Raw genomic sequence first — 25,083 nt, forward strand, 5'->3', positions numbered from 1 at the left:
TTTATGGGTTAGCAGCCATTACGATTTGAATTTTCGGATCATTTGGTAATCAATATAGTATAGAATTTTGATGGAAAAACTATTATTCTGTGGACTATTCCAAATCCCTTCAATGTTTTTAAAATAGCGGTACTGGGGATTATCTAACAGCTCTTCGGCCTGATTTTTCCATGCAAAAACCAGTTCGCTACCCGGTGCAAAGTGCCATTGGTAAAACATATCGATATTGAAAAGGTTATAGTTGCGGTTTTCCGGATTGGTTATTGAATTGGTTTGCTCTAGCAAGCCGTCATTTTTTAAGGTAAAAAACTCATTGTACTTGAAATGCCTTATGTAGTGGCGAGCCCTTATGCTTAGGAACGATTTAGCTGTAAATGCAAACTGAATACTTAATGTATTTGTAATAGTAACCAGTTTACGGCTACCAAAAAATATGTTAGAACCATCGTAATCGTAGTATCCAATGTTGTTGCGTTCCGACTGATATGCCCAGCTGTAGATGGTTAAGAGTTTATCGGAAAATCTTATTCGAGGGCTAATGCTGTACATGTAACCCTTTTGATTGTACATATCGGCGTACCAAAACGAGAATCTATGATCCAGTGCAAATGTCTTGCGATAATCGGGTGAACCCCACCATTGCAACCATAAAACATGAGGTGTTAGAAATTTGCGACCCTCAACCCTTGGTTCATAGTAATCATAACCATAACGGGGATTATACGATGCATTAAAACCTCCAGTAAAGTTGTTGGTGTTCGTAAACTTTGCCTGAAACTCTATTTCTTGGCTCTGGAAAACTTTAGGATTGTATAACCGGCTGTTTGAGAACTCAAGACGAGCCTCCAGGTTCAACAACTTCCAGAATGGCTCAAAAACTTTATAAACAAGGGCCGCTCCTGAAGAAATCTCATTGGGGCTACGCAGATAACCTAAATCATTTGGGTTATAGTGCTCACTCTCAATGTTTGCCCAAATATACCCCTGAATATTTCCACTAATTTTTGAAATTGACAGGTTAGTCTTGAATCCATGCTGAACAGAATCGATAAAACGTTGGCTTAGTGCCCCAACCCCACTAATGCCAAAGGATTGCTTTTTATTTTTTAGATTAAACTCCGTAGCAGTAACATTTGAAGTAAAGCTATCGACAGGTCGGTAAACATTGGTATTTATTAAGCTTACATACGAGTTATTCGGTAAATTCTGGTCGAGTACGGTAATGTTATAGTTGGTGAAACCCTGTGTTAATAGCTTTCTCCTATTACCTGAAACAGTATCGAGTATTTCAGCATAGGTATTTTCAGTCATGGCATTGAAAAAACCAAAACCAAGGCCATTGGCAAAACGCCCCGATAGCTTACTGGCATTAACCATTTTGGTCTCAAGTGGATTCTTATCAACAATCTCGTTTGTTTTCAGCGAATCGTAAGCTGTATCGTAAAAGGCAGGGGTTCCGCCTATACGTCGGGAGTAGAAAATGCCTGCCTTCCCAAAAAGTTCAGTTCCCTCAGTAAAGAACTGACGGGCCTCATCGTACTTAACCTCAAAAGGGGTAAGGTTTAGCACCTTATCGTCGGAACGGACCTGGCCAAAATCAGGAATGAGGGTTACATCAAGGGTGAAACTCTGGGCCAAGCCCAACTTTAAGTCCATGCCACCCGAAACTCTTGAGTCCAATCCCTTTGTACCTGCATACTGGTCAACATAACCGGAAATATAGGGCAGAAACGACAAACGAAGTGGTGGTTTCACCCCCGAAATCCCTTTAAGAATGCCAGACTGGGTTATAAAACCCGCTTGAGTTTTGTCAACAAAGTTCCAGGTGCTTACTTCATTTTTACGCTTGATTAACCGTGAAAAATTGATTCCCCATACCTGATTAATATTCTTTGAGAATCGTAAAGCACTGTAAGGTATTTTCATCTCAACGATCCAGCCCAAGCTATCGAAACCTACAGCACTTTCCCAAACCGCATTCCAGTTCCTATCGCTTTGGTTTGAGGTAATTTTAATATCGGTTTGAACGCCCGAAGCCGAAACAGTGAACTGTAAATAGTTTACTCCATCGTTATATGTACTCAGGTAAACACTGAAAGCATCGGAACGCAACCTATCGCTGTTATCGCGCTGCCCAAGTTCCCTGAAAATGCTATCGGGAGAGGTATCGTAAAGTCGGGCTCCAATGTATATGGCAAAATCGTCGTATAGTACACTAACCTCTGTCTGTTGGAATGCCTTTAGCCCATTGTATGGCTCATAAATGGTAAAATTGTTGGCAAAGTCGGATTTGCCCCAAACATTTTCATCGAGCCTACCATTAATATAAATGTGTTCAGTAGCCCTAATGGCATAAATTTCACGTGTAATCCTTAACGAGTCCTTATTACGACCTCCTAAAGCAATATTTCCCACTATAAAAGAAAGGGAAAAAAGCAAAATCCACCTTTTCATTCGTAAAAAAATCCCAGTTTGTTTCTTACATGTAAGAGTATAAAAGGTAAAAATGGTTTAAGTCATTACAAAAAAAATACCCCATAATGGGGTATTGCTATTAGGAGTATCAATGTTGTTTAGTTAAAGTTATTTGTCATGTTGCGCGCAAGCGAAACATGACGCTGCCGTGTTGAGTCCCGATTTATAGGGATAGACTTCACCGAAGCATCTCATTGCTCTTTTCTCTACAATCCTTTGAAGAGATCCCTCGACTTTGCTCGGCATGACAAAAACCCTATCTTCCTTACTGCTCCCTTGTCATGCTGAGTCCCGATATTTCGGGATAGACTTTGTCGAAGCATCTCTTTGTATTTTCATTCCTTATGTTAATGAAATTCCTCAACCCAAAAGGAATGATATTAGCAGAGGCATAAAAGCCTGACCCGGCAATGGGTCGGGGGTGGAACGTGGCGGTGGGCCTAGTAAGCGATACCATATGAGCCACGCTGCAGGTGTGGCGAATTGTATCGCGTGGCAGTTCCACCCGTGGGGTACCCATCGGGTCGGGCTTTTCAGCCTTGATTTTCTTTGGTTCTTTCTTGTATCAAGACAAGAAAGAACATGTAAACCGCTCTTTGCCATGCTACTTTGGTGCGATGCAAAGTTACAGGGTCGTGCTTAGGAAAAGGTATTGCGTGCATCGCAATACATGTGGGAGTAGCCATGGAGTTACAAATATTTAGCCCCTACGGGGCTGGAAGCGTAGTTTGTGAAACTATTGTCATGTTGAGCACAAGCGAAACGTCGCATGGGGTCGATTAGAGATCCTTCGCTATGCTCAGGATGACAAATGAAGTCATTCGTGTAAGTTACTCGATGTTCGTTGTTCATGAAGCTATTGTCATGTTGAACTATAAGAAACGTCTCATGAGGCCGATTAGAGATCCTTCGCTCCCCGCTAGGGCGGGACAGGCCGCTCAGGATGACAGTCATGTATATTTTTGTTAACTATACGACATTGATTAGGTGTATTACTAAGTAAATGGGTTTTACTTTACTCTGGATGATTCCCTTACAATAAGTTGAGTTTTGAGTATTTCAGTGACAGGAGGTTCAGGTTTTGACTGGGTAATCCTACGGATAAGCTGCTCCATGGCCTTTTTACCCATCTCAAATCCGGGTTGGTTAACAGTGGTAAGAGTGGGCTCAACCATCAGTGAAGTTTGATCGTCGCCAAAACCAACAACAGCAATATCAGTTGGAATCTTATACCCGTTACGCAGTAACACCTTCATGGCTCCTGCAGCTGTAAAGTCATTTACAGTGAAAATTGAGTCGAACTTTAACCCGCTATCAATAAGCTTTTGGGTTTCAACAAGGGCCGATTGAAAGGTGTCGCATGGAATAATGAGTCGCTCGTCAATAACTACCCCATTGTCGCGCATGGCTTTTAAATAACCGTTAAGGCGATTTTGACCAATCAACCTGTTTTGCGGTCCTGCAAAATGAACAATTTTACGACGGCCCTGAACAATGAGGTGTTCAGTAGCCTGGTAAGCGCCATCAAAATCATCAATAATTATCTTATCGGCCAGGATTTCATCAACAGCCCTGTCGAAAAAGACAATGGGGATACCCTCCTCCTCAAACCTATGGAAGTGGTCGTAGTTAGCCGTTTCCTTTGATACCGAAACTAAAATACCATCAATAATGCCATTTAGGAAAGTATCGCATGCAGCTACCTCGCGGTTATAGTCCTCAACAGATTGACTAATCATAACGCTGTAACCATGTTCGTTAGCCACCTCTTCAATACCACTGATAACCGATGAAAAAAAGTAGTGCACAATTTCAGGAATAATAACCCCAATTACGTTGCTACGCTGATTGCGAAGGCTGAGGGCAATAATGTTAGGTTTGTAGTTGTACTTTGCGGCAAGCTCGTTAACCAACCGCTTGGTTTCCTGGCTGATGTCGGGGTGGTCCTTTAGGGCACGCGAAACGGTTGATGGGCTAATTCCCAACTCGCGGGCAATGTCCTTGATGGTAACCTGGCTCGATTTCATTTTCAAAGCATTTGAACTAATTGATAAATAGGTTGTTATTTACTTATTGCTATTGTTACATTCCTAACAAATATACTACTAAAAACAAGCAATAAAAGCCACTCGCCCAATGTAATATTTTTTTATCAAAATACAAACGTTTGCGGTATCGTTTGCATGTTTTTTTGGTTCAAAATCGCTAAAAATCACATAAGGTAGAGTTAACATTTAATAACTTTCAGGTGGAAAATTTTAACCTAACCATAAACATAATTTATATGAAAAACAAAAGTTTTTTGAGATCTATGTTTGTCATGTTGACCCTTTTAATCTATCAAGGGTTAGCATTTGGACAAGGCCTAACGGTGACAGGAACCGTTACCGATGCGGCCACAAAAGAACCCCTGCCAGGGGTATCGGTATTTGTTAAAGGTACTACAATTGGAACAACTACCGATCTTGCTGGTAAATATTCCATTAAACCACAATCGGCTAACGATGTGTTGGTTTTCAGTTTCGTTGGGTACGAAACATTTGAAGCACCAATTAACGGTCGTTCAACAATAGATGTTGAACTAGTTGTATCCACAAAGGTGATTGATGAAGTTGTGGTAATTGGCTACGGTACCGTAAAGAAAACTGACTTAACCGCCTCGGTAGCATCGGTTAGCTCCAAAGATTTTAACAAGGGTGCTATTACCTCGCCCCAGGAATTACTTGTTGGTAAGGCTGCTGGTGTTGTGATTACCACAAGCAGTGGTGCGCCAGGAAGCGGAGCCACCATTAGGATTCGTGGAGGATCATCTCTCAACGCATCAAACGATCCATTGCTAATTATTGATGGTGTACCCATTGATAATAACAATGTTTCAGGTAGTAGCAACCTGCTTTCATTCTTGAATCCAAACGATATTGAAACAGTAACCATACTTAAGGATGCTGCTTCGGCTTCAATTTATGGTTCAAGGGCATCAAACGGTGTAATTCTTATCACTACTAAGAAAGCAAAAGAAGGATCACCTTTCAGGGTTTCGTACAACGTTAACACCTCTCTTTCCAGTGCAATCAAATTCATCGACGTATATTCAGGTGATGAGATAAGGCAGATTGCTTACGCCAATCGTGATCTCTACGGTGCCGATAAGTTACTGCTTCTGGGTTCTGAAAATACAAACTGGCAGAAAGAACTTTTCAGGACTGCCTTTTCGCAGGACCATAGTATTGCTGTAAGTGGTTCTACTAAGTTTTTGCCCTACCAAGCAACAATAGGTTACACAAACCAGAGCGGTATCATGAAGAATACCGACATGCAGCGTGCAACCGGTTCAATTACTTTAAATCCATCGTTCCTAAATAACACCCTAAACATTACTGTTAACGCTAAGGGTATGTCGACCAAGCATAATTTTGGCGATGAGGGCGCGCTTGGTTCAGCCTTGAACATGGACCCCACACAACCCATATACGATGGCAATGAACTATCAAAGGGATACTACCAGTGGGAAAACTATGGTGCTAACCTTGGAACTCCAAACCCCGTTCAACAGCTAATGGATGTTGATAATAAATCCGATGTAGTTCGCTTCATGGGTAACTTCCAGGTCAACTATAAGCTTCCATTTATTGAAGGATTACAGGCCAACTTAAATATGGCTACCGACTACAATAAGGGGGAAGGACACAACAATAGGCCTTACTATTCACCTAACACCCTTCGTGGTCAGTACCTTGGTAGGCTAAACGATTACAGCAGTACTAATAAGAATAACCTGTTAGACTTTTACCTTAACTATAATACTGAGCTAGGATTCCTGAGTAGCAAACTTGATGCTACCGCCGGTTACTCATGGCAGCATTTTGAGAGAGAGGGTGACTCGTTCACACGAAGCCAGCTAGTTACCCCTTCATGGCCATATAAGGAAGAAAAGAGTTCATACATCACTGAGAATTACCTTGTTTCTTTCTTTGGTCGCGTTAACTACTCAATCCTTGACAGATACTTACTAACTGCAACCGTTCGTTACGACGGTTCATCGCGTTTTGCCGAAGGAAACCGTTGGGGTTTATTCCCATCAGCAGCTTTTGCATGGAAAATCAAGGAAGAGTCGTTCCTGAAAAATGTTGACCTAATCTCTGACTTAAAATTCCGTTTAAGCTGGGGTGTAACCGGTCAACAGGATATTTTCAATGATTACCCTGCACAGGCTAGGTATATCGCTTCATCTGAAGGATCATACTACCCAATTGATGGCGAATTCCGTCCAACTTTAAGACCAAACGCCTACGACCCCGATATTAAATGGGAAGAAACAACTACTCAGAACGTTGGTATCGACTTTGGTTTCATGAATAACAGAATCAATGGTTCATTTGATCTCTACAAACGCGAAACTAAAGATATGCTCAATGTAGTTGATATACCTAGCGGTAGCAACTTCTCAAACGTTCTTCTAACAAACGTAGGTAGTCTTGAAAATAAAGGTTTTGAAGTAGCCCTAAACGTTGTTCCTGTATCAACAAAGGACATGAACCTGACCATCGGTTTCAACCTAACCTACAATAAGAACAAGATTACCAAACTTTTAATGTCCGATGATCCAAGCTTCATTGGTATACTATACGGCGATGCCTTTACAGGTCAAAAACAGGTTACACGTGTGGGATACCCTGCCTACTCATTCTTTGTAAATAAACAGGTTTACGATGCTAACGGAAATCCTATCGAGGGTCTTTACGTTGACCTTTCAGGTGAAGGTGGTGTAGTAAACGGCGACAATGCTGATAAGTATATCTACCATAACCCTAGCCCCGATTACCTAATGGGATTCAACATCCGCTTCAGCTACAAGAATTTCGACATTTCAACCTCGAGCCGTGCTAGCATAGGTAACTATGTTTACAATGGTTTAGCTGCAGGTGCATCGTACGACCAAATGTACCAAATTGGATACTGGAAGAATTTCACCACTCAGCTTAGCGACACTCGCTTTGTAAAACGTCAGTTCACCAGCGATTACTTTGTTGAAAATGCCTCGTTCCTGAAGGTTGATCATATTACAGCAGGATACAATTTCAACAACATTCTTAACAAGGTTAACCTCCGTGTTAGCTTCACTGTTCAAAATGCTTTGACTTTTACAAAGTATAAAGGAATTGATCCTGAGGTAAATGGTGGTGTTGACTATAGTTTTTACCCAAGACCTCGCACTTTCATGTTAGGACTTGGTTTCACATTTTAAAAATCAAAAACATTATAGATATGAAGAGAGTTAAAATATTGTTCGGAATCTTTCTAGCATCGTTAGTAATTACCGCATGTGTGAAAGATCTTGATGTGAAGCCTAAGGATCCCAATACAATTCTTTCAGGGAACCTTGGCGATGACCCTGTCTACATGAAACAAGTTCTAGGTAAAATTTATGCTAGCTACATAATTGCAGGTCAAGGTGCAAATGGTGGTGCTGATATTAGTGCCCCTGACGAGAACTTCTTTACTACTTGCCGTGCACTTTGGAATCTACAGGAAATTACTACTGACGAAGCAATTTGTGCTTGGGGTGATGTGGGTATTGCTGACCTTAATACACAAACCTGGAGCGCTCAGAACCCATTCCTTACAGCTCTGTATCAACGCTTGAGCTTAACAATTACTTACGCTAACGATTTTATCAAGTTAACTAAAGGTAGTTCCGATCCCGATGTTCAACGCTACAACGCTGAGGCTCGTTTTCTAAGGGCACTTGCCTACTACTACCATATGGATCTTTTTGGTAATCCTCCCTTCACTACCGATAAGGATGGCGTTGGTAAGTATTACCCAAAACAGCTTGATGAAAATGTAGTTGAAGCACGTAAAAAACTGTTTAACTACATTGTATCTGAACTTAAAGCAATTTCACCCAAGCTATCAGCTCCCGGTGGTGTTTCCACACAGGCTAACCGTGCTGCTGCATGGATGTTGCTGGCCCGCACTTACCTTAACTCCGAGGTCTATACAGGAACAGCAAAGTGGGACAGCTGTAAAATGTATTGCGACAGCGTAATTTCATCAGGTGCCTACTCATTAGCTTCAAACTACCGTCAAAACTTTAGTGCAGATAATAATTTTCCTGCAAATCCGGAGATGATTCTTGCATGGGAACAAGATGGTATTAATACCCAGGGTTATGTTGGCACAACTTTCATTATTGAATCGAGCAGCGATGCTACTTACATCAGAGCTGAAGATTATCATGGTTTAACATCAAATACCAACTGGAATGGCAATCGCGCTCGTTTGCAATTTGTTGAAAACATGTTGGGAATTTCTGACCCGGGTTGGAGCGAAGGAGAAGATCTTCGTGCACTTTACCCTGCCGATACCCGTGTTTACCTTAAGGTTAAAAAGCAAACCGACATACCAGCTGCTTCATCTAGCGGTGACTATGGCATTGGCGTTTACAAGTTCACAGCACTAAATGTTGATGGTTCTCAGCCTGCAAATTATAACCCAGCTTTTGCCTGCACTGATTTCCCTGTATTCCGCCTTGCCGATGCTTATATGATGCGTGCTGAAGCCAATTTCCACTTAGGTAGTACTGCTGCTGCACTTGATGATATTAACTATATTCGCGACCGGGCTTATCAAGGAGGTGACTTTGGTGCTACACCAACTAATACCTACCGTTTAACCTCACTTACACTTGATGATATCTTAAAAGAAAGAGGACGTGAGTTTTACTACGAAGCTCAACGTCGTACGGACTTGATCCGTTTCGGTAAGTTCACAGGTGGATCATATGTATGGCAATGGAAGGGTGGTGTTAAGGAAGGTACTGCTACCCCTGATCACTTAAACCTTTTCCCAATTCCTGCTGCTGAAGTTTCAGCTAACCCATACATTAAACAAAACCCCAATTACTAATTTTTACAAAAAGTGAATGCTATGAGAAATAAATTAATAAAATATTTTGGGATAGTTGGATTGCTGGGCTTATTGGCCAGCTGTGAGAAAGATGGTGAAAAGATTACCATGCTATCCGATCCAAATCCTCCAACTATCGTTTCCATGCCCGAAATGAAATTCTACCGTACAGGAGACCCTAATCAAGTTGTTGAATTTAGGTGCACTCCTGTAGATCCAGGCTTTAATGCTTCAGCCACCTACTTTCTGGAAATTGCTCCTGCCGGTAGTGCATTTGCAAATCCAGTTCAACTTTACTCCGGTCCACAGGATACGCTAATTACATTCAAAGTAAGCGAGCTAAACGCTAAACTATTAAGTGTATTTGATGGCGATGTTGAAACGAATGCTGAAGTTAGAGTTAGAGCTATTCTAACTGTTGACGCAGGTACAGGGGCTCCAGGAACAGGGGCTAATGCCTTTGCATATACATCTGCTTCTTCAGCTACAGTTGTTAGACCATACGGTTTACCTCGTCTTGACCTTATTGGCACAAGCTTTGCAAACTGGATTGAATCACCCAATGCCGACGGAATTTACAGTGGGTTCGTAAAGCTAAGTTCATCTGAACCCTTTACCCTCAAAAACCCCGACGACAATAAGGTATATGGCTTAAATGCTGGGGGTACTGCTTTCGAAGAAAATGGTAGCAATAGCCTAACTTCGCCCGACAATGGTTGGTATAAGTTGACAGTAAACCTTAACGACGGATCCTTCTCACTTGATGCTCACATGTATGGTGTTGTTGGATCAGCTACTCCAAATGGTTGGGGCTCTCCTGACATAAAAATGGATTACAATCGGAAAAAGGGTTACTGGGAGGTTACCACTGATCTTAATGAAGGCGAAATTAAGTTCCGCAAGAATGATGGTTGGGCCTGGAACCTTGGTCTGGATGGAACTGAAGGTAAGTTGAAGCACGATGGTCCTAATATTCCTGTTACAAGTGCTGGTAGTTATTACATAACCCTAACAATTACAGAATACGAAGGACCAAACGAAGCTGGTGTTTATACAATGACTAAACTTAACTAATTTAAATTGGTACCGATGAAACGAAATATAATTACAAAATTATCTGCCCTCGCTTTAGTACTTGCTACAATTGGTTTTGTAGCCTGTACCGAGGAAACATCAGATAATAGGTTAGCCCCAAATCTTGCCACTACTCAGGTAATTGATGTTACTAGTAATTCTGCAACTGTTGTGGGCTACATAATTGCTGGAACTGAAAAATTCTCTGAAAGGGGTGTTTGCTACAGCACAAGCCCTGACCCAACCATTGATAATGATACCATTCATTGGATTGACAATGGCGAAAAGAAAGCAACATTCCAGGTTACAATTAGCGGGTTAACCCATGTAACTACATACTATGCAAAGGCCTACGCTAAACTAGGTAGTGAGGTTAAGTATGGCGAAGAACTTTCGTTCACAACTCTACCTATTCCACCAACGGTTACCACAGCCGATATTACCGATATTACCAGTTCATCGGCTAAGGGTGGTGGTAATGTAACCGATAATGGTGGTGCCACTGTAACTGCCAGAGGCGTTTGCTGGTCAACATCACAAAATCCAACCATTGCCAATGCAAAAACTACCGATGGAAACGGTGATGGCTCCTATAATAGCACTATTACTGGTTTGATGCCCAACACTACTTACTATGTAAGAGCATACGCAACTAATAGCGCAGGGACCTCTTACGGTGAACAAAAAGAGTTTACCACCCTTAACATCACTAAGTTCTGGGTAGTAGGCGACTATAACGGATGGGATAATTCCGATAATGCCAAGTATATCATTTCCTCATTAACTAGCGGAAACCAGGCCGAAGGTTATGTTTACCTTACTGCTGGCGGTATTAAACTGGTGACCGACCATAGCTGGAGCGACCCTGCTACTTTTGGCGATGATGGTACAAATACCGGCAAACTAGCAAATCCAGGTAATAACATTACAGTAGCATCGGATGGCTATTACCGTATCCGCGGTAATAGGGTTGATATGGCCTACGAATTGCTAAAAACTGACTGGGGTGTAATTGGTAGCGCAACACCACTTGGATGGGGCGACGAAACTCCTCTCCAGTATAACCAAACCTTAAGCCAGTGGATTGGTGCAATACACCTCACCAACGCTGAATTAAAATTCAGAGCTAACCACAGCTGGGACTACAACCTTGGCGGCGACAAAAATGCATTATCGTACGGTGGCGACAATATAGCAGTTGACCTTGAAGATGATTATGCTATTACACTTGATTTGAGTACACCAAACGAGTATAAGTGTAGCATAAACCGTTGGGGCATTATTGGCAGTGCAACTGCCGGTGGTTGGGGTTCCGACCAAAATATGGCATGGGATGCTGTTAATAGTGTATTTAAAGCAACTATTGATTTAGTTGTTGGTGAGATAAAGTTCAGGGCTAACGACGATTGGGCTGTAAACTTTGGTGGACCTCTTAATGCCCTTGAACCCGGTGGAGCTAATATTCCAATCAATGAAGCAGGCAACTACACCATAACCCTTAATCCATGGACTAAGGTTGCTACAATTACTAAGAACTAATTAATTCAGAAACCATAAGGCTGCCTCTAACTTTGAGGCAGCCTTATTTATAATCAAACTATGAAAAGGTTTTATTTATCTATTCTTTTTATTTATTCGGCATTAGGCCTTATGGCCCAACCCATTACCGTTACCCCTGCTCTCCCTACCGATGCCGATGCGGTAACAATTGTTTTTGATGCAACAAAGGCTACCCGAAGCGATCTGGTAGGATATACAGGCGAGGTATACACCCACACCGGTGTTAAGGTTGAAGGTAACCCTGACTGGCAGTATGTTATTGGAACATGGGGAAATAATACTACTCAGCCCAAGCTAACCCGTACGGGTACAAACACTTACCAGCTAACCATTTCGCCAAGCATTAGACAGTTTTATGGAGTGCCTGACGATAAAAAGATAACCCAGATGTGCTTTGTGTTCAGAAGTGCCGACGCCACAAAGCAGACCGAGGATATCTTCTACAATGTTTATGAACAAGGTCTTTCGGTTAGCATAACTAACCCCTCGCAAACAAAGCCTATATATGAGCTAAACGACAATATCAGCATACAGGTTTCGGCAAATAGTTCAACCTCACTAAAGCTTTACATCGATAATGCTGAGGTTGCCAGTACAAATCAAACAGCAATATCTTTCCCCTACACTGCCGATACATACGGTAAGCATTGGATTAAAGCCGAAGCATCGGATGGAACAACAACCAAATACGATTCAGTTTATATCTTGGTACGCACGCCTGTAGATGTTGCAACCCTACCAAATGGCATGCGCCCAGGAGTAAACATCTTGAATGATAATTCTGTTACCATAGTTCTATATGATCCTCCTGCAAAAAAGAATTATACTTACCTTGTAGGTAGCTTTTCCGATTGGTTGCCCGATGAGCAGTACTACATGAAACGCACGCCTGATGGTAAGTATCACTGGTTAACACTCAACGGACTTGAACCAAATAAGGAATATGCATTCCAGTTCCTAATTGATGGATACCTACGTATTGCTGACCCATTCACTAACAAAACACTTGACCCAAACGACCAGTATATACCCTCCTCAGTGTATCCTAACCTGATGGCATACCCAACCGGAAAAACAAATGGAATTGCATCGGTATTCTCAACCAACCCAACCACCTATAGCTGGCAAACAGCTACTTTCACACCTCCAACAAAGGAAAACCTTGTTATTTACGAGTTACATATTCGCGATTTTGTAGGCGATTCCTATATTCAAACAGTTAGAGATTCGCTCAGCTACCTGAAAAAGTTAGGGATTAATGCAGTAGAGCTCATGCCAATCAATGAGTTCGAGGGCAACGATAGCTGGGGATATAATCCATCCTTTTACTTTGCCACCGATAAGGCCTACGGCAAACCCAATGATTACAAAGAATTTATTGATGAAGCCCACAGCATGGGCATGGCAGTAATTATAGATATGGTACTAAACCATTCATTTGGCCAATCGCCACTGGTGCAGATGTACTCCACTTCCGATGGTTCAACCCTAGGCACTCCAACAGCCGATAATCCCTGGTACAATACTACATGTCCTCACCCGCCCTACTGTTGGGGATACGATTTTAACCACGAAAGTGCCGAAACTCAAAAGTTTGTCGATTCGGTTCTCACATACTGGCTAACCGAGTATAAAGTAGATGGATTCCGTTTTGACTTCACAAAAGGGTTTACCAATACTCCCAATGCAGGATCGGCATACGATGCTGCACGTATTGCGATTCTGAAACGCATTGCCGACAAAATTTGGTCAATTAACCCCAACGCTTATATCATTCTTGAACATTTCTGTGATAACAGCGAAGAAATGGCACTTGCTGAGTATCGTAGTAGCGAAGGGAAAGGTATGCTAATATGGGGTAACATGAACTACGCCTATGGCGAGGCAACTATGGGTTGGGTTTCAACATCCGATATATCGTGGGTTGCAGCCAAACAACGTGGTTGGAGCGTGCCACATGTTGTAGGATACATGGAAAGTCATGATGAGGAGCGGTTGATGTACAAAAACCTTCAGTTCGGCAACTCGAGCAACTCAGATCATAACGTGAAAACATTGCCAATTGCCTTAATGCGAATGCAAACCGCAGCAAACCTATTTATTCCATTTCCCGGACCTAAAATGATTTGGCAGTTTGGTGAACTTGGTTACGATGTAAGCATAGACTATAACGGTCGCCTTGGCCGAAAACCATTACACTGGGAATACTATCAGGACGATAATCGCAGAGAGATATTCAACACCTTTGCCCACCTAAACAGGCTTAAGCAACAGTATGAGGTTTTTAAAACAGATAACTACGATTATAACCTCTCCGGAGCAATTAAGTGGCTAAAACTAAATAGTAGTGCAATGGATGTGGTAATTGCTGGTAATTTTGATGTAAACCAGAAGAGTACTACTATCACCTTTAACAATACGGGTTGGTGGTACGAATACTACAGTGGCGATTCCGTTCAACTATCAACAACAAGCTACCAGTTAACCCTTAATCCAGCGGAATACCGCATGTTTACTTCTAAAAGGATTAAACGCAACGATATATACGTTGGCATAAATCAACCCAAATCAAGCAAAGCAGAGATAATGGTTTGGCCTAATCCTGCCTCTGAAAATATCTTCATAAAATACTTCCAACCCAGCAATGGCCAAGTAAAGGTTGATATGTACAACTTAACCGGTCAGCTTGTTTATAGCGAGACGAGGCATAACTTTTCAGGAGAAAATACAATCGGAATTAATATTCCAAATGAATTACCCAGGGGGCTATACATTCTCCGAATATCGTCAAATGGGTTTGTAAATTCATCAAAAGTAGCCATTGAGCAGTAGTTGGTTTAGGTTTTAGGTTTACATTTTTGGTGTAACCTACTCGGATTATTCGGGTAGGTTACTTATTTTTGGATATGTTTAGAGTAAGATTTCACTATATCACCCTTTTAATTCTACTTTGTTTGGGTTTTGAATTAGATGCTCAGAACGCTGAACATTGGGCAAACATTTATAGTTCATCCTTGTCAGGTTTTATGGGGAAAGTATTAGCACACAGCGATACCCTTAAGCCTCTAACTAATGGCATTGTAAAAGGATTTCGATTTTCAGTATCACAGAAAGCTAATGGGGGAAAAGCTTGGCACAACCGCCATGGAATGCCTTATGTTGGAATTGCTTTAACCGGTATCGATTTAGGGAATAAAAGGGTTCTGGGAAATGCCTGGGGAATACAACCCTTTATTTCGTACCAACTACTTCAATTTAAAAATTTCTCAGTTAGAACCGATTTTGGGTTAGGGTTGGCTTACATAACCCGGAAATACTCCCCTGCCCATAATCCAACCAATGTGGCAATATCAACCTCCATTAATTACTGGGCAACAGCAAATCTGACATCTACCTTCAAATTCTCAAACCGATTCAACCTTACTGCAGGCATTGAGTCCAATCATTTCTCAAACGGAGCAATAAAAAAACCTAACTATGGTTTAAACATTGTTGGGTTTTCGTTTGGCTTTACCTATACACCTGAAAGGGATAAGATAGATAATTGTAAGAAAGATGTCAACCTTGAGAATTCAGACGGTAAATCGCAACTAGGAATAGTAATTTTAGCGGGAATCAAGGAGACTGGTCCTGCAGGCGGGGAAAAGTACTACCCCTTTTCAATATCCATAGAATACCTAATGCCACTAGCCCAAAGCTACCCTTTGATGGCTGGATTAGATATTATGTTCGACAAATCAGCACGGTTTCACATCGAGCTAAGCGGAATGCACTATAGCCCTGTTAATGACGATTTTCAGGTGGGTATAAAAACAGGACTGCTAATTCCTTTCAACCGATTATCGCTACATGGGCATTTTGGATGGTACCTTTACAACAAAAACCCACGTTTACCGCTATACTACCAGAAGTTAGGAATCCGCTACCGGCTTTCAAGAACCTCTCAAGTACTGCTAGAGCTAAAAACCCACCTCAACACAGCCGACCATGTTGGGGTGGGTTACATTTTTACCCTCTAAACCAATTCGTCAATTTAATCTCCTCTAAAAATGTTTCTGTATCCACATTTTTATTTGCCTGGTTGTATATGTTAATGCATAGACATGGTTTAGCCGTTCACTTTTTGCTATTCCTCTAACTTCCTCTAGCTCCCTCTAACTCCATCATATTCTGTCTATTCCGACACATTCCGATTCATTCCGACTCATTCCTCTAAAATTAGCCCGGTTGTATTTGTTAAATCATGGAACTTCGGTTAAATTATTTAGTATTTCATGTAATGGCCAAAAACTTTGCCATTTGAGTATTGCAACCAAACTGAGCAGTAACTGCTTCCATCCTCAATTCCAAAATGAATTTCCATACCCTGGCCATTTGCAGTAAAAGGAGTTAGGTCCTGGTAGCTGCCAACAGGATTATTAACCACAATTGAATTACCAGTTAGAGTTGAACCCTGCTGAGCTTGCCACCAAAGGTGTACATAAGTGCCAGTATTATTGGTTAGCCTCAACTGTCCTCCTGTTTTGGTAAGTACAATATTTCCATTAGCCGCAGTAATTACTGTACCATCGCCTGAAAGATATATCTTACCTAAAACTACACCTCCTATATTACCTGCACTTCCTGAAACATTTCCTGTTACATCGCCGGTGACGTTCCCGGTAACGTTAGCATTTATGCCAGAAGCCATAATTGTTCCTGATACGGTTAAATCACCACCCACATTAAGAGTACTGGTAAGGGCTTGGGTATTTATTCCGAGTTTTTTAGAGGTAAAATCCCCGTAAATCAATGGTGGGTTTGTGCTGCTATTAGCAATATATAGCTTGCCGGTTGCATTAGTTTCTGAATATCCCGCCCTGTATCCTATAAAAACGTTATCGTTTCCTGTAAGCAGATTACGTCCGGCTTGGCAACCTAAAAAAGTATTCCTAAAAGTAGAGTATCCATGATAATTATTTGGGTCATCGCCACCTCCTCTACCTGCATCGATACCCACTATGGTGTTAGAGTTACCGCTCTCAAGCATATAGCCTGCATTGGTGCCAAGAAAAAGGTTTTCCTTACTCGATTGAATCTTGTATCCGGCATTAATACCTACAAATGTATTAAACGAACCATCCCAGCCCAATGAATTCAATCTGTACCCTGCAGATGTTCCAATCATTACATTATACTCCTGATTAGTATGATTAAATCCAGCGCTGGTTCCAATCAGGGTATTGTTATTACCAGTTGTTAAGTTGAACCCTGCACTTTCGCCAATTGCGATATTGTTGTTACCTGTTGTGTTTGAACGACCTGCCGCTACTCCTAAAAATATGTTTTTCCCCCCAGTTGTATTTGAGTAACCTGATTCATACCCTATAGCAATATTCTTTGAACCGTTCATTGAATAACCCGCTGACTCGCCAATCAGCACATTCTGTTCGCCATTAGGGGCATTTGCACCAGCCTTACTGCCAATATATACATTTCCCCCTTTATTCTGATGGATCAGACCAGCCTGATAGCCTATGAAAGTGTTGTCGCTCCCTGTATTATTTAATCCAGCTTGATAACCTAAAAACGTATTCCAATTACCTGCATCGTTACTTTTGCCTGACTGAAAACCAAGAAATGAGTTATATAAACCGGTTGTTATTGATTTACCGGCCTCATAGCCAATAAGGTAGTTCTCTTTTGTTAGTTGAATAAGTTGTGCGGTACTTTTTCCGTTAGTGAGTCCACCTACTGCGAAGCCGCCCTTAGCGCCCTTACCTGGGTTCTCGTTGATGTAAATTCTAGCCGAGTCAGGATTGACAAAGAGTAGATCCTGCGATACAATCTCTTTGGCTCCGGTCAATCCTCCCACAGCAAAGCCACCCTTTGCGCCCTTGATACCTGTGTTCTGATTGATGTATATCCTAGCACTATCAGGTGTTATTCGCAGGTATTCTATTTGCCCTCCCTTTGCACCGGTCAGGCCACCAACTGCAAATCCCCCTTTAGCACCTTTGATTTGGCTATCGGCGATATTAATCCGTACTCCTTCCTGATAAACACCAAAAATTACATCGCCATTGCTGTTCTTCACCTCAAATATGGGGTCGTCGGGGTTTGCGGTTGGATTTCCTTGAACTACTAGGCTATTACTGAATGTTAAGTTGGGCAATGCTGTTAAAGAGGTGGATCCATTCCAAATAGCCATATTACCTGAAGTTCCACTACCGGTTGTCCAGTCGGGTGTTTCCCAAACAACACCGCTCGAACCTCGCTTAAGTACTTGCCCCAAAGTTCCAGATGAATTACTGTAATCAAACATATAACCCGACAATCGCATATTTCCATTTACATGTAGAAGCTGTGTAGGTGATGTTGTATTTATTCCAATCATAGAACCATCGTTAAAGAGAGTGCTGCTTGCCACCCATGTTGTTCCATCATGCCGAAGTGTTTGCCCCGTTGTTCCAGATACTTGGGGACCCGGAGGCCCCTGTTCGCCATCCTGTGCCAGTATCTCCCACGAGTCACCATCCCATACAAACGATTTTTTCTCAACTGAGTGGTAAAAAGCTTGATTTAGCTGAGGGCTGCCCGGATACGTAGTGTATGTTCCTAACCATTGAACCGATATTCCCGGATCACCTTTAGGGCCTTGAGGAGCCTCAAATTCTATCCAGTTGGAACTATCCTCGCGGGGTGGTACAGTGGAAACTATTGAATCGGATGCCTGCATGATCCACATGGTATTTCCCGTTTGAGCGGTGTTCTCCGCAAAAACGTAGTCGTTGGGGCCATACTTTGTTCCTGCAACCCAGTCCCCCTGGTTGTTCAAACCTGTTCCTGCAGGCCCCTGAGGTCCTTCTGGTCCTACTGGACCTTGAGGCCCAGGTATTCCATCCTGCGAAATTATCTCCCATGAGTCACCATCCCAAATGTACGAAACCTTTGACAATGTATTGTAATACCCCTGGTTAAGCAGTGGATTAGAAGGAGGAGTACTAAGGCTACCCAGCCATTGAATAGATATTCCATTTGTCCCCGCAGGGCCAACCTCGCCCTGGTCGCCTTTTTCACCCTTTCTCCCAACTATAGGAATGGGGGTTGTGTAACTGGTTTGGTCGGTAAAGTTAAGGGTTAAGGTGCTATCTGAATTAAGCACTGCATCGGCAATTCCCACTCCCTGTTCGCCCTTATTCCCATCCTTAGCAAAAAGCGCATAGGGAACTGAAAGTAATTCTTTTGACCCTAAGTCAACCCATTGGGAATTTTCTTTAATCTCCATTTTTAAATAAACGCTCCCACTTTCCCAACGAATAGCATCAAAACTGCCCTGGGTATTTGCACCATTGCCTAACTCTACACTAACCAATCCAAACTGATTGGTTTGGACAGCATGCTCTTCAACATAGTAAACCGTGCTACCCTGTTGATTGGTAAAACTAAACTTAAGTTCAACATTTGTATTAGCCCTTACATTACCCTGAGCATCGCGAACTACTGCCTGGTAACCCATTTTATTGGGTTGTGACTTAACAGCAGTAGCTATAAGCAATAAAGTAATTAGGTAGATTAACTTTTTCATAGCAGTAATATTTTAAAATAATAATCAAGTTACTGCAACAAAAAAGTATAAATCAAGTTAATGCGTAAATTTTTGATAAACGAATTAAATATGACTCCTAAAATACATTTTTTGTCAATCAATCTTATAGTCAAACAGATAGGCCTTAACTGCTCCTATCAGGATTTTTGCTTCAACTACAATGGGAATCTTTTTTTCATCGCGCGAAACCCATACAATCATATCTTCACCACCCTTGAAAATAGTACCCTCAACCAGTTTAACACTAAACTTATAGGTGTCATATGAATTGCCATTGCGGTGCTTTATGTTTTCTGGGCCCAGGTAACGAATATACAAGTTGTAAACTCCATCATCAACAGCCATTGTCAACGGAACTAAATCGCCCTTATTCAATCTTTTAAAATCGATAGTTCTACAGTAATAAATGGCAGTTAGAACATCGAAAATGGGTTTATCAATGGTGAAAGTATTCTGTTTATATGGGCGGTTGGAAGTATAGCTATCAATAACCAGCTTAGAGTTGCTATAGCTAAAGCTATACCGGTTGAATACTTTGTAGCCACCCTCATAGCTTTCGCGTATAAACCATAATGGTGCAAGGCTCTCCTTTTTTGCTATTGATTCAAACCTTTCCCGTACCTTAAAAAACCAGTCGTAACTATTAAGCGAAGCTCCTAGCGATTTGAAATGGTAAGCCGGTACTCCATTAACCAATGTGTCGTTTATGTAAAATTCTGCAGTCCCGGCATTTAGCCAAACAAACTGCCAGTTGTAGTAGGCGTTGTATTTAACTACCTCACCCACACGGAACGGATACACCAAGGGTTTTTCCTGAGCATATACACCACATGAAACGATAAAAAAAATGAAAAGGATTGCTTTTACCTTATTTGGTAATAGCAATCCCTTATAACCAACAATTTTAGTTTTACAAACCAAGTTTCTCTCTTAAATCAACCTCCTTAGTAACAGGTTTAGAAAAGAAACGTTCAAATAGAACAATAATTATTGCACCAAGTATGGCAAAACCGATAGCACCAAGAAGGTATGGCTCGGCCTTATTTTCAATAAGATAGGTAGATGGTAAAACATTTTTCTCGATCAGTGGACGAACGTTACCCTGAGCATCAATAAAGGTTTGGGTGGCCACTTTCCATGGCCATACTTTATTTAGTGAACCAAGCATAAAACCAGCAAGAACAGCAATAGTAGCAGCATGGAAATGGTGGAGTAACCACGATAAAAAGTTTGAAAAGGCCAAAATGCCAATTGCAGCACCCACCAAGAAAACCAAAATTATTGGAAAATTAAAACTGCTGAGAGCCGACATCATGTAGATGTACTTTCCCATAAGAAGAAGAATAAAACTTCCGGAAATTCCAGGTAAGATCATTGCACAAATAGCCACGGCACCGCAAATAAAAATAAACCACAAATCATTAGGAGTTTCGGTTGGGGTTATGGTAGTAATGGCAAAGCCAAGAATAATACCAATAATAAAAAACAAGTATGTTGAAACATTCCATTTCTCAATAATCTTGGCCACAAACCAAACCGATGCCAAAATGAGCCCGAAAAAGAACGACCAAACAAAAATGGGATGATTGGTCAATAGGTACTGCATCAGCTTGGCCAGTGAGAGAAAACTAATAGCAATACCACCAATTACAGCCAAAAGAAAATCGGCGTTTATGGCTTTAAAATAGCTAAGTAGTGAGAGTGACTTAAGGTATTTTAATGATTCAGGCGCAACTGCGCTTTTAATTGAATCGATAAGTTCTTCATAAATACCTGTAATAAAGGCTATTGTACCACCCGACACTCCAGGGATTACATCGGCAGCCCCCATTCCAATTCCCTTTAAAACTAAAAGGATGTAATCCTTTATTCCTCGCTTTGTCATATTTAATCAACTATTTTAGCTCGTCAGGTAGAAACTGGAAGAATGTATCGCCTCGTAATCCAAGCCTTAGGGTTTCCAGAGAAATAACTTCGTTTGGAGCTATATTCCCAAGGTTAACGTTAGCGCCTAGCATCTTTATAAACCAAGCCTGTTGGCTTTTAAGTGGGGCTTCCCAAATTACATTTTCAACCTTTACATGCCTAACAATATCGTCAATTAGCTTTGTGTTGGCTGAATGGTCCTGGTTGTAAATGCCAATGTTTCCACTTTCGCGCGCCTCGGCAATAACCTTCCAGCTACCAGCCGAAAGCTCATGCTTCATCATGTTTATCCACTCCTCGTCAGGAATGTGAACATCGGCACGCTTTGATCCTACCTCCGAAATAACAGTATACCGTTTGGCTAGCTTACTGATATAATCGCACTTAACATGATTATCAAGCTCCATTGAGCCATCGGAAACCTCAACCAGGTCGAGCTCAAGCTCATCGACAAACTTTACAAAGTCGTCGAACATACCCCTAATGATAAAGATTTCGAATAGAGTACCTCCAAGGTAAGGCCGAAGGCCTGCATTCTTATAAAGCTTTACTTTCTCCTTCAAATTATTAGTTACCAGCGATGTTCCAAAACCTAACTTCACAAAATCGACATATTGACCGCTACTTTCAATCAGGCTTTGTGCCTCGGACATACTTAAACCCTTATCCATTACCATGGTTAACCCGTATTCACGGGGCTTTGGGGTTCGAGCTGGAATGAACGATAAGTTATAATTCATAGCAAAAATTTTTTGTTTAAAGCCAAATGTATGATTTTTAAAATAAAAAAGCTGCATTTACATGCAGCAAATTATTAACAATACTTTTTCAACGGAAAAGTTAACTTCCGTAAAGGTATGATTTAAAGTTTATTGATATTTTCAATGAATTCCTTATCGGCGTCAGGATTAACCAGGTTTATGAAGTCGTCGATTGATGAGGGGTCGATACTTTTTGCATCCTTGAGAATATCAAGAGCTTCCTTGGGCCTATGCGATAGGTACAGGGCAGCCGCATTGATTATTTTGATTGAGACATTTGAGTCAAACTTGTTGCCCAGGCCATCAATGAGTTGCTCAACCTCCGTAAATCGTTCCTCGTAAAGTAAAACCTCGGCAAGTGATAGGTATGCATCGGGCAAATCGGGGTTTAGGCTTGTTGCCTCACGGTAAGCCTTTAGGGAGTTCTCAAAATCGTTTGTTTCAAAGTAAACCCTACCCAATCCCAACCAAAAATCGTACTCTTCAGGGTTTAAAGTGATAGCCCTCCTAATGAAATTGAGGCTAAGGTCATACTTTTTACGTGCTGCCAGCACAACCCCTATGCCATAATACCCCTCAGCAAAATCAGGATCAATTACTATTGATTTATTGTAGGCCTCAAGGGCTTTGTCGAACTGCTCAAGTTTCTCGTAACACTCGCCAATTAGCGCAAACACCCTTGGGTTTTCGGACTCAAGTTCTGCTAACTCATTAAATACCTTTAAAGCATCGGCATATTTTTCCAGCGAGGCAAGTGTATTACCCTTATTATGAAACGCTGAAGAGTACTGTGGATCAACGGCAATACAAAAATCGTAACACTCAATGGCCTTATCAAATTCACCGAGCTTGGTATGAACTATTCCTAAGTTGTACCAAGCAGGAGCTGAAAATGGGTTAATATCGAGGTACTCATTATAGTACTTGACACTTTTATCGAGCTCATTTAATCGCTCAAAACAGTAACCCATGTCAAAAAGAACGGCTAAATTGTTCTTCTCCTTGTTGTATGATATCAATAAGTATTTCAGCGCAAGATTTATTTCCTCGTTTTCCAGGAAATAGGTTGAAATGCGATGTAGGAGCTCAATATTATCGTCAGCGTCAGCTGTAACAGCTTTATCGAAACACTCCACGGCAGCATTTAACCTTCCGAGTTCAAAAAGCACTTCGCCTTTTACGTATAACAGGTCTGCATTAAATTTTTCAATTTTTTCAACCTCAAGAATGAGCTCAAGGGCTTTTTCATTGTCTCCGGTAAAATGGTAGTACTCCGCCCACTTGTATTTAATTTCAATTGAACCAGGGTAAATATTCTCAGCATGTTTTAATGCGACCAGTGCCTTTTCATCGTCCTCATGAGCGATGTAAAAATCAATAAGTTCAACAAACTCATGAACATCGAAAAACTGAGCCCGCCCGCTTTGAATACTTTCATCAAAACGTTCAACCAAATTAAATAGTTCCTCAAAACTCAGATAATCGCTGCTCTCGTCCTTCATGCCGTAAAAATAATTAACCTACAAACATACTAATAAAATGAATGTCGCCCTTAGTAAAGTTAGTTAAATTAAGTGTAAATACCTAAAATAATCACCCAAAAAGGGTAATAACTTATCAACACCAAATGTATCTTATGAACACGGTTGATTAAACCATGCAAAATGCAATAGATAATGGTGAAATAAAGGTTAAAAAGGGGAACTAAAGATCATGAAAGTACTTCATGAATTGTACCCTTTCAAAAGCAGCAGGATTGTATGTTTTTTTCTGGCTCATCTTGCCACGGAATTCGTCAATAGTTTTATATCCATTAGAATTCATCCACTCCTCAAACTGGCGAATGATAAATGAGGCTTGTTCCTTGCCATTACGATAAAAAGTTGAACATGCCTGAACAGCATTAGCACCAGCCAGAATTTGCTTGACCATTGCATTGCCATCGTGTACACCGGTTGATGCAGCAATATCGCAGCTAACCCTACCGGACATAATAGCTACCCAACGGAGCGAGGTGGAAATCTCTGAAGGAGTGCTAAAAACACTCGCCGGAGTGAACTCCAAGGTGTTTACATCAAAGTCGGGATTATAGAACCTGTTAAACAGAACCAATGCTTTTATTGGAGTACTACTCAACCTCACAAGGAAGTTTGCTAGCGCCCCATTGAAGTAACCAACTTTCATGGCTACCGGTAGCTTAACAACACTAGTAACACGTTCAGCAATTTCAAAGTAAATACGCTCATTCTCTTCGGCTGAACGGTCAGGGTCAGAAGGCAATGAGAAGACATTCAATTCAAGTCCGTCTACCCCAGTATCCTCAATGCGTTTGGCAAAATCGATCCAACCCTCGGATGTAACACAATTGATGCTGGCAAAAATGGGTATAGATGTTTCTCTTTTAACCTTTCTCAGGAAATCAAGATAGTTAGATATGGGGTCTTCCATACTGTCATAATCAAAATACTCCATGGTTTCGGGGTAAATGAATCCTGATGCCTGCATCTTGTTAAGATTATCATGGGCTTTGGCAATAATCTCCTCCTCAAAAATTGATTTAATTACAACAGCTCCAGCACCACGCGCTTCAAACTCAACTATATCATCGATATTTTCAGTTAAACCTGAACTTGCAACTATTAATGGATTGCGCAGGTTTAAGCCCATGTAGGTTGTTGATAGATTTGCCATAGCCGAAAGATTTAATTAGTAGTTGACTAACAATAAATTTTTTAAAGAGTTCACTAAATGTAAGGCAAATTAATTAATAAAGCAAAAAGGGAAGCATGT

General features: G+C 41.3%; 15 protein-coding genes. 6 read left to right on the top strand and 9 right to left on the bottom strand.

Annotated features, from left to right (window positions below):
• Positions 1-18: 18 nt before the first annotated feature.
• From AB6811_RS10560 to AB6811_RS10570, 3 genes are all read right to left on the bottom strand, one after another.
• Positions 19-2,454, bottom strand: a complete 2,436-nt coding sequence (locus AB6811_RS10560) for a DUF5916 domain-containing protein (protein WP_369490428.1) — start codon at positions 2,452-2,454, stop codon at positions 19-21.
• 286 nt (positions 2,455-2,740) lie between these two features.
• On the bottom strand, positions 2,741-2,995 hold the full coding sequence (locus tag AB6811_RS10565) for a hypothetical protein (RefSeq protein ID WP_369490429.1): 255 nt from the start codon (positions 2,993-2,995) through the stop codon (positions 2,741-2,743).
• Between the two features lie 490 nt (positions 2,996-3,485).
• Entirely contained in the window at positions 3,486-4,502 is a 1,017-nt protein-coding gene (locus tag AB6811_RS10570) for a LacI family DNA-binding transcriptional regulator (RefSeq protein WP_369490430.1), read from the bottom strand.
• Between the two features lie 293 nt (positions 4,503-4,795).
• Between AB6811_RS10570 and AB6811_RS10575 the strand changes: the two genes are divergently transcribed.
• From AB6811_RS10575 to AB6811_RS10600, 6 genes are all read left to right on the top strand, one after another.
• On the top strand, positions 4,796-7,720 hold the full coding sequence (locus tag AB6811_RS10575) for a SusC/RagA family TonB-linked outer membrane protein (RefSeq protein ID WP_369490431.1): 2,925 nt from the start codon (positions 4,796-4,798) through the stop codon (positions 7,718-7,720).
• A gap of 20 nt (positions 7,721-7,740) precedes the next feature.
• Positions 7,741-9,384, top strand: a complete 1,644-nt coding sequence (locus tag AB6811_RS10580; protein WP_369490432.1) for a RagB/SusD family nutrient uptake outer membrane protein — start codon at positions 7,741-7,743, stop codon at positions 9,382-9,384.
• A gap of 21 nt (positions 9,385-9,405) precedes the next feature.
• Positions 9,406-10,458 carry a SusE domain-containing protein gene (locus AB6811_RS10585; RefSeq protein WP_369490433.1) on the top strand — a complete coding sequence of 351 codons (1,053 nt, stop codon included), beginning with the start codon at positions 9,406-9,408 and terminating at the stop codon, positions 10,456-10,458.
• Between the two features lie 15 nt (positions 10,459-10,473).
• Positions 10,474-11,997, top strand: coding sequence for a SusF/SusE family outer membrane protein (locus AB6811_RS10590; protein ID WP_369490434.1), 1,524 nt, complete (start codon positions 10,474-10,476; stop codon positions 11,995-11,997).
• 60 nt (positions 11,998-12,057) lie between these two features.
• On the top strand, positions 12,058-14,850 hold the full coding sequence (locus AB6811_RS10595; RefSeq protein WP_369490435.1) for an alpha-amylase family glycosyl hydrolase: 2,793 nt from the start codon (positions 12,058-12,060) through the stop codon (positions 14,848-14,850).
• A gap of 122 nt (positions 14,851-14,972) precedes the next feature.
• Positions 14,973-16,037 carry an acyloxyacyl hydrolase gene (locus AB6811_RS10600; RefSeq protein WP_369490436.1) on the top strand — a complete coding sequence of 355 codons (1,065 nt, stop codon included), beginning with the start codon at positions 14,973-14,975 and terminating at the stop codon, positions 16,035-16,037.
• Positions 16,038-16,282: 245 nt separating this feature from the next.
• Here AB6811_RS10600 and AB6811_RS10605 read toward each other — a convergent pair whose 3' ends face one another.
• The 6 genes from AB6811_RS10605 to AB6811_RS10630 all read right to left on the bottom strand — a co-directional run bounded on the left by AB6811_RS10605 (position 16,283) and on the right by AB6811_RS10630 (position 24,984).
• The gene (locus AB6811_RS10605) at positions 16,283-19,585 is read right to left on the bottom strand and encodes a DUF8740 domain-containing protein (RefSeq protein ID WP_369490437.1); all 3,303 of its coding nucleotides are present in this window, start codon (positions 19,583-19,585) and stop codon (positions 16,283-16,285) included.
• 114 nt (positions 19,586-19,699) lie between these two features.
• Positions 19,700-20,527 carry a DUF3108 domain-containing protein gene (locus AB6811_RS10610; protein ID WP_369490438.1) on the bottom strand — a complete coding sequence of 276 codons (828 nt, stop codon included), beginning with the start codon at positions 20,525-20,527 and terminating at the stop codon, positions 19,700-19,702.
• Positions 20,517-21,491, bottom strand: coding sequence for a DUF368 domain-containing protein (locus AB6811_RS10615; RefSeq protein ID WP_369490439.1), 975 nt, complete (start codon positions 21,489-21,491; stop codon positions 20,517-20,519). The genes AB6811_RS10610 and AB6811_RS10615 overlap by 11 nt, the downstream gene beginning before the upstream one ends.
• A 10-nt stretch (positions 21,492-21,501) precedes the next feature.
• Entirely contained in the window at positions 21,502-22,272 is a 771-nt protein-coding gene (locus AB6811_RS10620; RefSeq protein WP_369490440.1) for a phosphosulfolactate synthase, read from the bottom strand.
• Between the two features lie 122 nt (positions 22,273-22,394).
• Positions 22,395-23,795, bottom strand: a complete 1,401-nt coding sequence (locus AB6811_RS10625; protein WP_369490441.1) for a tetratricopeptide repeat protein — start codon at positions 23,793-23,795, stop codon at positions 22,395-22,397.
• 202 nt (positions 23,796-23,997) lie between these two features.
• A complete protein-coding gene (locus AB6811_RS10630) occupies positions 23,998-24,984 on the bottom strand; it encodes a dihydroorotate dehydrogenase-like protein (protein WP_369490442.1) in 987 nt (328 codons plus the stop codon).
• Positions 24,985-25,083 lie beyond the last annotated feature (99 nt).

Source organism: Tenuifilum sp. 4138str (assembly GCF_041102575.1).
GTDB classification, from domain to species: Bacteria; Bacteroidota; Bacteroidia; order Bacteroidales; family Tenuifilaceae; genus Tenuifilum; species Tenuifilum osseticum.